This is a genomic window from Mycobacterium bourgelatii, assembly GCF_010723575.1.
In the GTDB taxonomy this organism is placed as follows: Bacteria; Actinomycetota; Actinomycetes; order Mycobacteriales; family Mycobacteriaceae; genus Mycobacterium; species Mycobacterium bourgelatii.
The window spans coordinates 3,478,729-3,493,588 of the sequence record NZ_BLKZ01000001.1 but is presented as its reverse complement, the minus strand read 5'-3'; the positions used below and the strand labels follow the sequence as shown (position 1 = coordinate 3,493,588).

Here is a 14,860-nt window from a genome sequence, read left to right as displayed (position 1 = left end):
CTCACCCTAAAGGGCGAACGTCGCGGAGCAGCCGATACCCATCCGCACTGGCGACCAACACCTCACCGACCAGCGGGCTGCCGCACGCGCGCTCACAGCCCACGAAGTGCCGGTGTACCTCGGAATCTGCGTCCAGCGCCGCTGCGGCGTCCGCGCGCACATCGGCGGCCGAATGCGCGCAGCCGGGGGAGCCGGTGCAGGCGCTGACGCCCAGCCAGGGCGAGTTCTCGTCGAATACCAGACCCAGCGGCGCCAGCACCCGCAGCGCCGTGTCGGCGACCCCTTCGTCCAGGTCGCAAACCAGCACCGAACGCCATGGCGTGATCACCAGCGGCGCATCGATCACCGCCAGGAACTCCGCGACACGGGCGGGCAGGACCCCCAACGGCACCGCCGCACCCAACGTCACGCGGCCATCAGCCTGCGCCAGCCACCCCACCGGGGCTCTGGTGACGGGCGGGAAGGCCGCGCCCAGTTCAACACCCGGCAACAGACCAGTGAGTGAATCCAATTCCTGGATCCGCCAAGCTTTTCCGTGAACCGCGACGAACTTCAGCGCGATGCCGGTAAGCGTCCCGACGACGTCGTCGACCCGCACGCCCGTGTCGCGACCTGCCACCACCAGCCCGGGCCCGTCGTCGAACACGTGCACACCGACATCGGCGGCCAGTCCCGACACGTCGCCGCGCCCGTCGTCGAGGCTGAACCAGAACCGGCCGCCCAGCTCCACCAGTTCCGGTGCAGCCTGGATCGCCGCGTCCAGTTCCTCGACCCAGTCCCGCACGTCCGCCTTGCCGCCGACACGGCCGGACAGTGGCGAGGCGACGATGTTGCGGACGCGCTCATGCGTGGCGGATGGCAACAGCCCGGCGCCCGCGATCGCTTCCGCGACCGCGGCAACGTCGGTGATTCCGCGGACTTGCACGTTTCCCCGCGCCGTGAGCTCCAACGTCCCGGAACCGAACTGGGTGGACACCGCCGCCAGTGCCGCCAGCTGAGCGGGCGTGAGCATCCCGCCGGGCAGCCGGATCCGCGCCAGCGCGCCGTCGGCGGCCTGGTGCACCTGCAGCGCACCGGGGCAGGCATCGACATCGCGGGCTCTGGCCACCCGTCCACGGTACGGCTCACCGCGAGCTAGTCGACGACCGAGACACCGAGCGAAATCAAGTAGTCGCTTACTCTAGTCCGCCGCCCCTCAACGGCCGGTCACTTCGCCCGTCCGTATCAGGCGAGGTCAGGGTGCGTCATGACGAGGTGCGGAAGTCACGCGGTGGTGTTGGGTGCGCCACCAGCCTGGCTGACGGGGACTTCTCGAAGTTCTTGGTATCGGTCGGTGGACACCAGATGGCGAGTAGCGGTATTTCGCCCGATGCGCCGGACGGGGGCATCGCGGCCTGATCACGCGTTTGAACCGCCGCGCAGCCAAGGTCGTCCGAGTGGCGTGGCAGACTGCTGTCGGTTCCGACTTGGCTCTCCCGGAAGTGCCGGGGCCGCGGCCAATCTCGATGCGCGCCAGCAATCTGTTCTTGGACCGCGTCCTGACGGTTATGGAGTCGGATCTCGTTGTCGCAAGCCAATTCCTGAGGGTCACCGCGATGATCGACCCGCCGAGTCGGCTGCTGCGCCCCTCGAACTTGCTTCGCATCATGCGCGCTCGGCACCGTGAGCAGACGACCATCCAGCCCGCAATCAAGAGGACCCGCGAGACTTTGCCTGAATCGCGTCAGGACGTTCCCGTCCGATCGGCGTAGCCCTTGCGCTTGTCGCTCTGCACGTCGCTGGTGAACACGCGGCCGCTGCCCAGCGCACGTCCCATCGCCTCGGCCACCCGCAGCGGCATCAGACGTTGTGAAGCCACCGTGATGCCGATGGCGCGGGGCACGAACACCCGGGATTCGGGCCGTGCGATCGCGCCGACGACCGCGTTGGCGACGTCTTCGGGCTCGGCGTTCTTGAAGCCCTTGGCGTGTCCGATCCCGGCGGTCATCTCGGTATTGACCAGCGTCGGCAGGATCGCCGTGAAGTGAACGCCGCTGCCGCGGTTCTCCAGCCGGACGGCGTCGGTGTAGCCGAGCACGGCATGCTTTGTCGCACAATAGGTTGCGATGCCCTCGGTGGGCAGCACACCGCCCAGTGATGCGATGTTGATGATGTTGCCGCGACGGCGGGGCAGCATCCGCTGCGCGGCAAGCTTGGTGCCCAGGATGACGCCGAAAATGTTGACGTCGAGCAGCCGCTGGGTGATGTTGTCGGCTTCCTCGACAGCGCTGCCCACCGCGATGACCCCGGCGTTGTTCACCAGCACATCGAGAGGACCCACGCTGCTTTCGACGGCGTCGAGGAAGCTGGTGAAGGACTGGCGATCGGTCACATCCAACTGGCTGGACAGCTCAAATCCCTGTTGGTCTCCGGACTCTTTCGCGGCGGCTTCGTCGATGTCGCCGATGGCGACGCGCGCGCCCAAACGATGCGCGGCCACGGCGATGGCCAGCCCGATTCCGCGGGCTCCACCGGTGACGGCGACGACTTTGTTGGTGAGGGACCCTGGCTTCATGCCCTCACCGTACGACCCCGCGAACACGGCCGGGGATTGGATTCCGGTTACCTGGGCACCCTGTTGCCCATGAAGCCCATGGAGCCCACGGAGACGGTCGAGTACGCCCCAGGACGCCTTGCTGACATTTACGGCGATTGGTCGCAGCCGGCGGTGTTGCTCTGGCACGGAATGCAGACCGACGCCCGCGCGGCCGTCGGCCCCCTCGCCGGCCTGCTCGCCGAGCGCGGTGCCGTCGTGGTGGCGCCGGACTGGAACTCCCACGCCGACGACGGCGGCCGCGGCGACCTGCTCGCTTCGGTCGACTTCGTGCGCAAGCGCGCCACCGGGGCGATCGTGCTCGTCGGGTGGTCGCTGGGCGGGGCCGCCGCGGCGGGCCTGACGATCGACGCCGCAAACCACGATGTCGCAATCGCCCACACCGTGTGCCTGGCCGGCGCGTTCATGGCGCCCGACCCCATTTCGGGTCGCAGCCCGGCCGACATGCTGTCGTCCGCCCAGATCGGTTCCCCTTTCACGCTGTTGCACGGGCTCAGCGACGACGCCGTGCCGTCGACGGCCAGTCGGGAGTTCGCCGCGAGCCTCGAACAGGCCGGCTGGCAGGTGGACCTAGTCGAGTTGGCGGCCGACCACGGGTCGATCGCCGGCGCCGAGTACGACCCGGTCGCGGATCGCTACGAGCCGGGGCGGGGCGACGAGGCGCGGCGCATGGCAACCGAGGTGGCCGACCGCATCGGGGCGACCCTTCGCCGCTGACCGTCGGTGCTGACGCGCGAGACATGGGACAAGATGGGGTGTGTACCAGGTCATCGCAAAGGGTCAGAAGGGATAACCATGGCTCGCAGTGTCAAGGAGTTGGTGGAAGCCGCCAACGCCGTCGTGCCGCGCATCACGCCCGCCGAGGCGCAGGAGCGAATTGCCGCGGGCAACGTGTTGGTTGTCGATGTGCGGGACGCGCCGGAGGTGCAGCAGAGCGGCAAAGTCGCCGGCGCCGTACACGTCCCGCGCGGAATGCTCGAATTCCGGGCGGACCCGAGTGTGCCCTCGCACGACCCGCAGTTCGACAAGAACAAGACGGTCATCGTCTACTGCGCATCGGGCGGTCGCTCTGCGCTGGCCGGCCAGGCGCTGAAGGAACTCGGCTACAACGAGGTCTACAACCTCGGCGGCTTCAAGGACTGGGCGGACAGCGGCGGGGCGGTCGAACGGGTGTAGCCGCCGCTACGGTACGAATGGGGGATGGCCGAACCGACCATCCTGCTGCTGTCGACGTCCGACACGGACCTGATCAGCGCCCGGTCTAGCGGGAAAAACTATCGGTGGGCCAACCCGTCCCGGCTTTCGGATCTGGAACTGTCCGACCTGCTGGACGATGTGGCGATCGTGGTGGTGCGGATCCTGGGCGGCTACCGCGCCTGGCAAGACGGCATCGACAAAGTCCTGGCCAGCGGCGTGCCGGTGGTGCTGGTCAGCGGCGAACAAGCGGCCGACGCCGAACTGACCAGACTGTCCACGGTGAAAGCCGGCACAGCGGTGCAGGCCCACATCTACCTCGCGCACGGCGGCGTGGACAACTTGCGCCAGTTGCACGCGTTCCTGGCCGACACCGTGCTCATGACCGGATTCGGGTTCACCCCGCCGGTGGTCACTCCCACCTGGGGTGAACTGGAACGTCCGCATGCCGCGACAACCGAGGGCACCACGATCGCGGTGCTCTACTACCGCGCCCAACACCTGGCTGGCAACACGGCGTATGTCGAATCGCTTTGCCGCGCCATCGAGGAAGCGGGCGCCCGCGCCATGCCGATCTACTGCGCTTCGCTGCGCACCGCCGAACCGGAGCTATTGGACAAACTGGGCGAGGCGGACGCCATGGTGGTCACCGTGCTGGCCGCCGGGGGAGTGAAGCCCGCGACCGCGTCGGCCGGCGGGGATGACGACAGCTGGAACGTCGAACACCTTGCAGCACTGGATATTCCGATCCTACAAGGGCTGTGCCTGACCAGCTCTCGTAGCCAATGGCAGGACAACGATGACGGGTTGAGCCCGCTCGACGTCGCCAGCCAGGTCGCGGTGCCGGAATTCGACGGCCGGATCATCACGGTTCCGTTCTCGTTCAAGGAGATTGACGACGACGGGCTGATCTCTTATGTCGCCGACCCGGAGCGGTGCGCGCGGGTCGCCGGTCTGGCCGTCCGGTACGCGCAGTTGCGGCAGGTGGCACCCGCGGACAAGCGGGTGGCGCTGGTGTTCTCGGCTTACCCAACCAAACACGCACGCATCGGCAATGCGGTCGGACTGGACACCCCGGCCAGCGCCGTCGCCCTGCTGCGGGCCATGCGCGATTACGGGTACCAGGTAGGCGACATTCCCGGTCTCGACGCCGGCGATGGCGACGCCCTGATCCATGCCCTGATCGAACGCGGCGGCCAGGACCCCGACTGGCTCACCGAGGGACAACTGGCCGGAAATCCGATCAGGGTGTCGGCCAAAGACTATCGAGCCTGGTTCGCGACGTTGCCGAGCGAACTGGCCGACGCCGTGACAAAGCACTGGGGCCCACCGCCCGGTGAACTGTTCGTCGACCGCAACCACGATCCCGACGGCGAAATCGTCATCGCCGCAATGCAAGCGGGCAACCTGGTGCTGATGGTCCAACCGCCGCGCGGCTTCGGCGAGAACCCCGTCGCGATCTACCACGACCCGGACCTACCGCCCAGCCACCACTACCTGGCCGCCTACCGCTGGCTCGATGGCGGCTTCCCGTCCAGTTTTCGGGCACACGCCGTGGTGCATCTCGGCAAGCACGGCAACCTGGAGTGGCTGCCAGGAAAGACGCTGGGCATGTCGGCGGCCTGCGGTTCCGACGCTGCGCTGGGCGATCTGCCGCTGATCTACCCGTTCCTGGTCAACGATCCGGGCGAGGGCACCCAGGCCAAGCGCCGGGCTCACGCGGTACTCGTGGACCACCTGATCCCGCCCATGGCGCGGGCCGAAACCTACGGCGACATAGCCCGTTTGGAGCAGCTGCTCGACGAGTACGCCAACGTCGCGGCGCTGGATCCGGCCAAGCTGCCCGCGATTCGACAGCAGATCTGGACGCTGATCCGCGCCGCCAAGATGGACCACGACCTGGGACTGACCGAGCGCCCCGGAGAAGACTCATTCGACGACATGATCCTGCACATCGACGGCTGGCTGTGCGAGATCAAGGACGTTCAAATCCGCGACGGCCTGCACATCCTCGGGCAAAAGCCAACGGGGGAAGCCGAACTCGACCTGGTGCTGGCCATCCTGCGTGCCCGACAGTTGTTCGGCGGCGAGCACACGCTGCCAGGGCTGCGCCAGGCGCTCGGCTTGGCCGAGGACGGCACCGACGAACGCGCATCGGTCGACCAGGTTGAGTCCGCGGCCCGTGGACTGGTGGCCGAATTGCAGGCCAGTGGCTGGGCCCCGGGGGCCGTGGACGGGATCACCGACAACCCCGACGTCGCAGCGGTGCTGCGGTTCGCCGCGACCGAGGTCGTGCCCCGGTTGGCCGGCACCGATGCGGAAATCGACCAAATATTGCGCGCGTTGGACGGGCATTTCATTCCGGCCGGCCCGTCCGGATCGCCCCTTCGCGGGCTGATCAACGTGCTGCCGACGGGCCGCAATTTCTACGCCGTCGACCCCAAGGCCGTCCCATCCCGGCTGGCGTGGGAAGCCGGTGTGGCGCTGGCGGACTCGTTGCTGGATCGCTACCGCGTCGACCACGGCGAATGGCCGCAATCGGTGGGGCTGTCGGTGTGGGGTACCTCGGCCATGCGTACCGCCGGTGACGACATCGCCGAAGTGCTTGCGCTGCTGGGTGTCCGGCCGGTCTGGGACGATGCGTCGCGGCGCGTCACCGGGCTGACCCCGATACCGCTGGCCGAGCTCGGGCGGCCGCGCATCGATGTGACGGTCCGCATCTCGGGCTTCTTCCGGGATGCCTTCCCGCATGTGGTCACCATGCTCGACGACGCCGTGCGGCTGGTCGCCGATCTCGACGAGCCCCCCGACGACAACTATGTTCGCGCCCACGCCCAGGCAGACCTGAGCCAGCACGGCGACCAACGGCGCGCCACGACAAGGATTTTCGGGTCCAAGCCGGGAACCTACGGCGCGGGTCTGTTGCAGCTGATCGACAGCCGCAACTGGCGCGACGACGCCGACCTCGCGCAGGTCTACACCGCGTGGGGCGGATTCGCCTACGGGCGTGGCCTCGACGGTCGCGAAGCCGTCGACGACATGAACCGCCAGTACCGGCGAATCGCGGTGGCCGCCAAGAACACCGACACCCGCGAGCACGACATCGCCGACTCCGACGACTACTTCCAGTACCACGGCGGCATGGTCGCCACAGTGCGCGCTCTCACCGGAAAGGCACCGGCCGCCTACATCGGCGACAACACCCGTCCGGACGCGATCCGCACCCGCACGCTGTCCGAGGAGACCACCCGGGTCTTCCGTGCGCGGGTGGTCAACCCACGCTGGATGGCCGCGATGCGCCGGCATGGCTACAAGGGCGCCTTCGAGATGGCCGCCACCGTCGACTACCTGTTCGGCTACGACGCCACCGCCGGGGTGATGGCCGACTGGATGTACGAACAACTCACCGAGCGTTACGTGTTGGACCCGGAGAACCGCAAGTTCATGTTGGAGTCCAATCCGTGGGCTCTGCACGGTATGGCCGAGCGGTTGCTTGAGGCGGCCGGCCGTGGCATGTGGGCCGAGCCGCAACCCGAAACCCTCGACGGCCTGCGCCAGGCCCTACTGGAAACCGAGGGCACCCTCGAAGGCTAGTACGGTTCCCCGCGAGCAGACACAAACTTATATGAAAAGTGCTCGCAGAGTACAACTTTGCGTCTGCTCGCGGGTGAGGGTTAGGGGTCGAACAACCGCCAAAACGCGCGGACCAGGTAAGTTGGCATCCGTGACGCCCTCTTTCGCGGACCTAGCCAAGGCGCAGTACATCCTGCTGACCACCTTCACCAAGGACGGCCGGCCCAAGCCCGTCCCGGTCTGGGCCGCCGCAGACGGTGACCGGCTGCTCGTCATCACTCAAGAAAAGTCGTGGAAGGTCAAGCGAATTCGCAACACCCCCCGCGTGACGCTGGCCATCTGCGACGTGCGCGGCAACCCGAAGAGCGAAGCCGTCGAAGGCACCGCGACCGTCCTCGACAAATCGCAGAACGCCGCTGTCTATGACGCAATCGGCAAGCGATACGGCATCGTGGGCAAGGTGTTCAACCTATTCAGCAAGTGGCGCGGCGGCATGGAGAAAAACATCGGACTTGAGCTCAGGGTGAATTAAAGCCGACCCGGTGGGCACAGTCCTGATTCCAATTCCCGACCGTGACTTCGACCCGACCGAGGTTGCGGTCAGCTGGCGAGTGCTGACCCACCAGGGGCACCGGGTCATATTCGCCACCGCAAGCGGCGAGCCGGGCGTCGCCGACGACATCATGCTGACCGGCCGGGGATTGGACCCGTGGTCCCGGGTGCCGGGCCTGGGCGCCGTCACGCTCGTCGGCCGGATCCTGCGTGCCGACAAGAATGGCCGTCGGGCGTATGAGGAGATGCGGCACTCACCGGAGTTTCTCAGCCCGATCACCTGGTCGGAAGCCAGCCTCGACGGCATCGATGCATTACTTCTGCCCGGTGGCCACCGTGCTCGCGGCATGCGCAGCTACATCGACAGCGAGACGCTGCACCAACTCGTCGTGCACGCCTTCAAGCAAAAGGTGATCGTGGCCGCGATCTGTCACGGGGTGCTGCTCGCCGCTCGCAGCATCGATCCCCACACCGGCCGCTCGGCGCTCTACGGGCACCGGACGACGGCGTTGACGTGGGCGCTGGAACGAAGCGCCTGGCGGATCACCCGCATCACCCGATACTGGGATCGCGACTATTACCGCACCTACACCGAACAGCCCGGACAGAGCGAGGGATTCATGTCGGTGCAGGCGGAAGTCACTCGCAGCCTCCGCGATCCCCGGGATTTCTGTGACGTCCCCCGGATCACGCCGCACCGGTGGGTCAAGACCTCCGGGCTATTCCGCGACACCCCGACCAACTCGCGCCCGGCGTTCGTCGTTGACGACGGCAATTACCTATCGGCGCGGTGGCCCGGCGACACACACACGTTCGCCGCTGCTTTGGCGCAAAAGCTGCGCGCTCCGGCCTGAGAATTTCACGATCCCGTCAGCATCCCCGCAGATCGTCGTCATTACGTCATCTAACTGCAGCCGACATGTTGTCAGCGGCGGAACTTACGCAGCACGTGCAGACGTTGGACGTGACATGGTCAGACGGCTGCTTCTCATTTATGCCGTCGTCGAGTTCGCGGTGTTTGTCGGGCTGACGGCGGCCATCGGGCTGGGCTGGACCTTGCTGGTGCTGGCGGCAACTTCGGGGCTTGGACTGGTCCTTTGGGCGCCGTTGGGCGGATATCAGCTCAGTCGACAGTTGCTGCAATTGCGGTCAGGCGTGACCACGCCCGGTAGTGCCCTCAGCGACAGCGCGCTGGTCGCCGTCGCGACAGGTCTGGTCCTGGTGCCGGGGCTGGCCAGCACCGTGCTGGGCCTCCTGTTGTTGGTGCCTCCCGTCCGTTCCGCGGCTCGCCCGGCGTTGACCGCGATCGCCATGCGGGGTTTCCTGCGCCGCGTTCCGCTCACCACCGAAGAGGCGACGGGCCTGGCAGACGCCCTCTACGTCCGCAAGACGCCCGACAACCGAGACGTCATCGACGGTGAGGTGATCAGCGTCGAAGACGTCTACAACGCCGAGCCGCCGCCGCTGCCCTATGCGCGGCCACAGACCGCGCCCGGCTCGACGCAATTCGACCGCTGGCCCACGTAGTTTTGGCGTGTGACGCCGATCCCCACCAAGCTGCTGCTGAACGGCCGGGTGCACAGCCCCACCCACCCCGACGCCACCGCCATGGCGGTGCGCGGCGACGTCATCGCCTGGCTGGGCAGCGACGACGTCGGCCGTACCCAGTTCCCGGACGCTGAGATACAGGATCTTGAGGGCGGCTTCGTCGCTCCCGGCTTCGTGGACAGCCATATCCACCTCAGCGCGACGGGTCTGAGCCTCAGTGGACTGGACCTACGGTCGGCGACCTCCCGCGAGCACTGCCTGAAACTGCTCGCCGACCACGCGGCCGCACACCCACGGGAGCCGGTATGGGGCCACGGCTGGGACGAGTCGGCGTGGCCGGACAACACGGCGCCCACCACCTCGGAGCTGGACGCCGTACTCGGCGATCGCCCCGCCTACCTGGCCCGCATCGACGTGCACTCCGCACTCGCCTCGACCGGTCTGCGCAGCCTGATCCCCGACATCGACCGCGCCTGCGGCTACAGCGCCGAGCAGCCGCTGACCGGCGACGCGCACCACCTCGCCAGGGCCGCAGCCCGTCGCCTGCTGACCGACGGCCAGCTCGCCGAAGCCCGCACGGCGGCGTTGGCGGCCTTGGCCGCCACCGGTGTCGTGGCGGTCCACGAGTGCGCCGGCCCCGAGATCGGCGGACTGGACGACTGGCTGCAACTGCATCAGCTGCAGAACGGCGTCGAAGTCATCGGCTACTGGGGTGAAGCGGTGACCACTGCTGCCCAGGCCCGCGCACTGGTGGCCGAGACCAAGTCGCACGGGCTGGCCGGCGATCTTTTCGTCGACGGCGCCATCGGATCACACACCGCCTGGCTGCACGAGCCCTACGCCGACGAACCCGGCTGCACCGGCACCTGCCACCTGGAACCCGACGCCGTCGAGGCCCATCTGCGGGCCTGCACCGAAGCCGAGGTGACCGCCGGATTCCACGTCATCGGCGACGCAGCGGTATCGGCGGTCGTGACGGCGTTGGAAAACGTCGTCAACGACCTCGGGGTAGTGGCGGTCGCGCGCTGCGGGCACCGCTTGGAGCACCTGGAAATGGTTACCGCGGAACAGGCCGCAAAACTGGGCGCATGGGGCGTCGTCGCCAGCGTCCAACCCAATTTCGACGCGCTGTGGGGCGGCGACGACGGCATGTACGCCCGGCGCCTGGGTCCGGAAAGAGGTAGCCAGCTCAACCCGCTGGCGCTGTTAGCATCCCAAGGCGTGCCCCTCGCCCTTGGCTCCGATGCCCCAGTCACCGGCTTCGACCCGTGGGCCAGCGTGCGCGCCGCAATCAATCACCGCACCCCCGGCAGCGCGGTGTCGGCGCGCGCCGCGTTCGCTGCGGCCACCCGCGGCGGCTGGCGGGCCGGGGGCGTCCGCGACGGCACGACCGGCACGTTGGTGCCCGGGGCGCTCGCCTCGTATGCGGTGTGGGATGCCGGACCGCTGGACGTGGCCGCACCCCGCAACGCGGTCCAGCGCTGGTCGACGGACCCCCGGTCTCGGGTCCCGGCTTTGCCCTCCCTGACGCCGAACGACGCCTTGCCACGGTGTCGCCAGACCGTGCATCGAGGTGCGGTCATCTATGGCTAACGAAGAGGACGAGCGCACCGAGGCTCCCACCGAAGACACGGCCGAAGACCCCACCGAAGACACGACCGAGGCTCCCACCGAGGACACCGCAGCCGAACCCGCAGGGCCCGCCGAACCGGAGCGCGAGAGCGCCGCAGGCCGGAGCCTGGCGGCCGTCGGCACCGGGCTGAAGGCGAGGTTGCCCGGCGCCTGGGCGGCGCTGCGACCCCGGCTGCCGCGGTTGCTGGTTTCTGCCGCCGCCGGAGCACTGATGTACGCCAGTTTCCCGCCGATCAACTGGTGGTGGGCCGCCTTCATCTCCATCGCCCTGCTGAGCTGGGTACTGACTCATCGGGCCACCACGGTCGCGGGTGGGCTGGGCTACGGCTTTGTGTTCGGGCTGACGTTCTACCTGCCGCTGCTGCCGTGGACCGGCAATTTCGTCGGCACCGTGCCGTGGTTGGCGTTGGCCACCACCTGCGCACTGTTCCCCGCCCTGTTCGGGCTGCTCGCCGTGGTAGTTCGCGGACTGCCCGGCTGGCCGATCTGGTTTGCGCTGCTGTGGGCGGCACTCGAGTGGGTGAAGTCGGTCTTCCCGTTCGGCGGGTTCCCCTGGGGACTGGTGGCGTTCGGGCAAGCCGAGGGTCCGCTGCTCCCGTTGGTCCAGCTGGGCGGCGTTGCGCTGCTGTCAACCGGCGTCGTACTGGTGGGCACCAGCCTGACGGCCATCGCTCTGGAAATAGAGACCTGGTGGCGCGCCGGCTCGCGGGCTGGCACCCCGGCCGACGAGGCGGCCGAGGACGCCGAAGCCAAGCCGCCCGCCGTGCTGCTCCCCGGTGTCTGCATTTGTCTGGTGCTGCTCGCCGCGATCGTCATCTGGCCCCAGGTGCGGCACGCGGGCGCGGGATCAGGCGGCGAACCCACCGTCACCGTCGCCGTCATCCAGGGCAACGTGCCCCGGCTGGGTCTCGACTTCAATGCGCAGCGGCGCGCCGTCCTGGACAACCATGCCCGGGAGACCTTGCGCCTGGCCGAGGACGTCCGCGCAGGCAACGCCCCCCAACCACAGTTCGTCGTCTGGCCGGAGGACTCGTCGGATATCGATCCGCTGGTCAATCCTGACGCCGCGCAGCAGATCGCCAAGGCAGCCAGCGCCATCGATGCGCCGATCCTGATCGGCACCGTTCTCGACGTGCCTGGTCGCCCGCAGGACGCCCCGGAGTACACCAACACGGTCCTGGTCTGGAATCCGGAGACCGGACCCGCGGACCGCCACGACAAGGCCATCGTCCAGCCGTTCGGTGAGTACCTGCCGATGCCGTGGCTCTTCCGGCATCTCTCCGGGTACGCCGACCGGGCCGGCCACTTCGTGCCCCGCCCGGGCTCCGGCGTGGTGCGGATCGCCGGCGTGCCGGTCGGCGTTGCCACCTGCTGGGAAGTCATCTTCGACCGTGCGCCGCGTAAATCGGTGCTCAACGGCGCCCAGTTGCTGGCCGTGCCCAGCAACAACGCGACCTTCAACCAGACCATGAGCGAGCAGCAGCTGGCCTTCGCCAAGGTGCGGGCCGTCGAGCACGACCGCTATGTCGTGGTGGCGGGCACCACGGGTATCAGCGCGGTGATAGCGCCCGACGGGGGCGAGCTGGTCCGTACCAAGTTCTTCGAACCCGACTACCTGGACATGCAGGTGCGGCTCAAGACCAACCTCACACCCGCGACGCGCTGGGCCCCGATCCTGCAATGGGTGCTGGTCGGGGCGGCCGGAGCGGTGATTCTCGTCGCGATACGGCAGAATGGATGGTTCCCGCGTCCGCTTCGCCGGCGGTCCGGCCCCACGGGCGAGCCTGCCGACGCCGACGGGCCCCCGGACGAACTCGACGATTCGGCTGCGGCGCCTCCGAGCGAACCGGAGAGCGAAGCAGAGACTGCGAACGACACTCCGTCCACCGAGGACGGCGATACTCATTTCGGGCCAGATAAAGGAGCTACATGACCACCGGCCAGCCTGCGTCCCAGGTCGGGGGAAATCGTCCCAGCCAGCGCGTCCTGGTGATCATCCCCACCTACAACGAACTCGACAACCTGCCGCTGATCCATCGCCGGGTCAGGGAGGCTTGCCCCGACGTGCATGTGCTGGTGGTCGACGACAACAGCCCCGACGGCACCGGCAAGCTCGCCGACGAGCTGGCGGAAGCCGACGCCGGACGCACCCATGTGCTGCACCGGACCGCCAAGAACGGTCTGGGCGCGGCGTACCTCGAAGGTTTTGCCTGGGGACTGAGCCGGGACTACTCGGTGCTCGTCGAGATGGACGCGGACGGCAGTCACGCGCCGGAGCAGCTTTACCGCCTGCTCGATGCCGTCGACAGCGGAGCCGACCTGGCGATCGGCTCGCGCTATGTACACGGCGGCACGGTGCGCAACTGGCCGTGGCGACGGCTGGCGCTGTCCAAGACCGCCAACACCTATTCGCGGCTGGCGCTGGGGATCGGCGTTCACGACATCACCGCCGGCTACCGCGCCTACCGTCGCGAGGTGCTGGAAACCATCGACCTGTCCGGCGTTGACTCCAAGGGATATTGCTTCCAGATCGAGATGACCTGGCGGACGGTGAACAGCGGCTACGTCGTGGTCGAGGTGCCCATCACCTTCACCGAGCGGGAGATCGGCGTATCGAAGATGAGCGGGTCCAACATCCGCGAGGCCCTGGTCAAGGTCACCCGGTGGGGTTTCGAGGGCAGACGCGACCGCGCGCGGGCTGCCCGGACGGGCAACCGCGCGTAACTCCCGCTCAGGGAATAGGGGCGATCAGCCGCGGCGACGCGACCTGATCAGCTCGAGCCGCTCCTTGAGCAGCTCCTCGAGCTCCTCGATTGAGCGCCGCTCCAGCAGCATGTCCCAGTGGGTGCGCGGCGGCTTGACCTTCTTCGGCTCGGGCAGGTCGCCCTCGATCAGGGTGCCTTCCATGCCGTTGCGGCACAGCCAGGTGCCGGGGATTTCGGCGTCGTCAGCGAAGGGAACCTCGAACTCCTCGCCGTTCTCGGTGCGGTACCGAGCGATCTGGCGCGGGGCCAGGTCGTGATTGCGATCCGTCTCATAGCTCACGGCTCCGAGCCGGCTGCCTCTAAGAACACGATCAGCCATTGGCGCTGCTCCTTTGGGTGCGGTGAGCTTGCAATGCTCCCGTATGCGATTTCTCTAACCGCTTAAGCAAACGTTAAGGCGGTCTGCGTAGTTCCCGTGGCCGCATCTTGCGCGACGCGACAGTCAATAATACCGGCAAGATGCCGGGATCGACGGCCGCTCGGGACTAAAGTCTGCACCGTGAGTGCCGCCCGACGTCAGCGAGCCAGGCCCCAGCCTTGCCGGTGGTGCGGACGCGACGTCGCCGATGCGGGCATGGGCCGTCGCCGCCAGTACTGCCGGCAGTCCTGTCGACAGCGGGCGTATGAGCAGCGAGCCATGATCACCCGCGGGCAGGCCGGGGCCTCGCTGGCCCTGCCCGTCGACGCGGTGGTGCTGACGGCCGACGAGGCGGCCGACCTCTCCGACCGCGTCTACCAGGTGCGATGTGCGGCCGAAGACGTCGCCACGGCGCTCGACGAAGGTGCGGCGGCCGCCGAGCTGCGCGAACTGTGCGAGGAGTTGATCCGGGCCGCCAGGGCCGCTGACGGGTGGCGACGGGTGGGTGTGTAGCCCGCCAGGCCCGCTACAACGGTAAAGTCACGCCATGGATGGCAGGCCACGCGGGGGCGCACGGACGGCCTGCCGTTTTTCGTACAGCTGGGAGTATCGGACGTTTTGAAATCCTGCCGTTGTTGGCGATAC

At 67.9% G+C, this 14,860-nt stretch carries 12 protein-coding genes and 1 pseudogene; 10 read left to right on the top strand and 3 right to left on the bottom strand.

Translation table 11 applies throughout. From position 1 onward, the window contains the following. Position 1: 1 nt before the first annotated feature. Positions 2-1,108: a precorrin-3B synthase gene (cobG, locus tag G6N68_RS15170; RefSeq protein ID WP_163713679.1), complete on the bottom strand. Its 1,107-nt coding sequence runs from the start codon at positions 1,106-1,108 to the stop codon at positions 2-4. Between the two features lie 146 nt (positions 1,109-1,254). Between cobG and G6N68_RS15165 the strand changes: the two genes are divergently transcribed. After that, positions 1,255-1,398: a hypothetical protein gene (locus G6N68_RS15165; RefSeq protein ID WP_163713676.1), complete on the top strand. Its 144-nt coding sequence runs from the start codon at positions 1,255-1,257 to the stop codon at positions 1,396-1,398. Between the two features lie 325 nt (positions 1,399-1,723). Here the strand turns inward: G6N68_RS15165 and G6N68_RS15160 are convergent, their stop codons facing one another. Further along, positions 1,724-2,554 carry an SDR family oxidoreductase gene (locus tag G6N68_RS15160; protein ID WP_163713673.1) on the bottom strand — a complete coding sequence of 277 codons (831 nt, stop codon included), beginning with the start codon at positions 2,552-2,554 and terminating at the stop codon, positions 1,724-1,726. Positions 2,555-2,623: 69 nt separating this feature from the next. On the opposite strand from G6N68_RS15160, the gene G6N68_RS15155 reads away from it, so the two are divergent. The 8 genes and pseudogenes from G6N68_RS15155 to lnt all read left to right on the top strand — a co-directional run bounded on the left by G6N68_RS15155 (position 2,624) and on the right by lnt (position 13,863). Further along, the gene (locus tag G6N68_RS15155; RefSeq protein ID WP_240355486.1) at positions 2,624-3,310 is read left to right on the top strand and encodes an alpha/beta hydrolase family protein; all 687 of its coding nucleotides are present in this window, start codon (positions 2,624-2,626) and stop codon (positions 3,308-3,310) included. Positions 3,311-3,388: 78 nt separating this feature from the next. Then, positions 3,389-3,769, top strand: coding sequence for a rhodanese-like domain-containing protein (locus tag G6N68_RS15150; RefSeq protein ID WP_163713670.1), 381 nt, complete (start codon positions 3,389-3,391; stop codon positions 3,767-3,769). Positions 3,770-3,793: 24 nt separating this feature from the next. Further along, positions 3,794-7,381, top strand: a complete 3,588-nt coding sequence (cobN, locus tag G6N68_RS15145; RefSeq protein WP_163713667.1) for a cobaltochelatase subunit CobN — start codon at positions 3,794-3,796, stop codon at positions 7,379-7,381. Between the two features lie 130 nt (positions 7,382-7,511). After that, positions 7,512-7,892: a PPOX class F420-dependent oxidoreductase gene (locus tag G6N68_RS15140; protein ID WP_163713664.1), complete on the top strand. Its 381-nt coding sequence runs from the start codon at positions 7,512-7,514 to the stop codon at positions 7,890-7,892. A 10-nt stretch (positions 7,893-7,902) separates the two neighbouring features. After that, a complete protein-coding gene (locus G6N68_RS15135) occupies positions 7,903-8,766 on the top strand; it encodes a type 1 glutamine amidotransferase domain-containing protein (protein ID WP_163713661.1) in 864 nt (287 codons plus the stop codon). 115 nt (positions 8,767-8,881) lie between these two features. After that, positions 8,882-9,439 carry an FxsA family protein gene (locus tag G6N68_RS15130; protein ID WP_163713658.1) on the top strand — a complete coding sequence of 186 codons (558 nt, stop codon included), beginning with the start codon at positions 8,882-8,884 and terminating at the stop codon, positions 9,437-9,439. A gap of 9 nt (positions 9,440-9,448) precedes the next feature. Next, positions 9,449-11,053, top strand: coding sequence for an amidohydrolase (locus G6N68_RS15125; RefSeq protein ID WP_163713656.1), 1,605 nt, complete (start codon positions 9,449-9,451; stop codon positions 11,051-11,053). Next, a pseudogene (lnt, locus tag G6N68_RS15120) lies at positions 11,046-13,863 on the top strand (apolipoprotein N-acyltransferase). The gene G6N68_RS15125 and the pseudogene lnt overlap by 8 nt, the downstream one beginning before the upstream one ends. On the opposite strand, the gene rbpA reads toward lnt, so the two are convergent. Continuing rightward, on the bottom strand, positions 13,841-14,176 hold the full coding sequence (gene rbpA, locus G6N68_RS15110) for an RNA polymerase-binding protein RbpA (protein ID WP_015293389.1): 336 nt from the start codon (positions 14,174-14,176) through the stop codon (positions 13,841-13,843). The pseudogene lnt and the gene rbpA sit on opposite strands and share 23 nt — an antisense overlap. 180 nt (positions 14,177-14,356) lie before the next feature. Here rbpA and G6N68_RS30170 point away from each other — a divergent pair, with 180 nt between their 5' ends. Further along, entirely contained in the window at positions 14,357-14,728 is a 372-nt protein-coding gene (locus tag G6N68_RS30170; RefSeq protein ID WP_205351344.1) for a hypothetical protein, read from the top strand. Positions 14,729-14,860 lie beyond the last annotated feature (132 nt).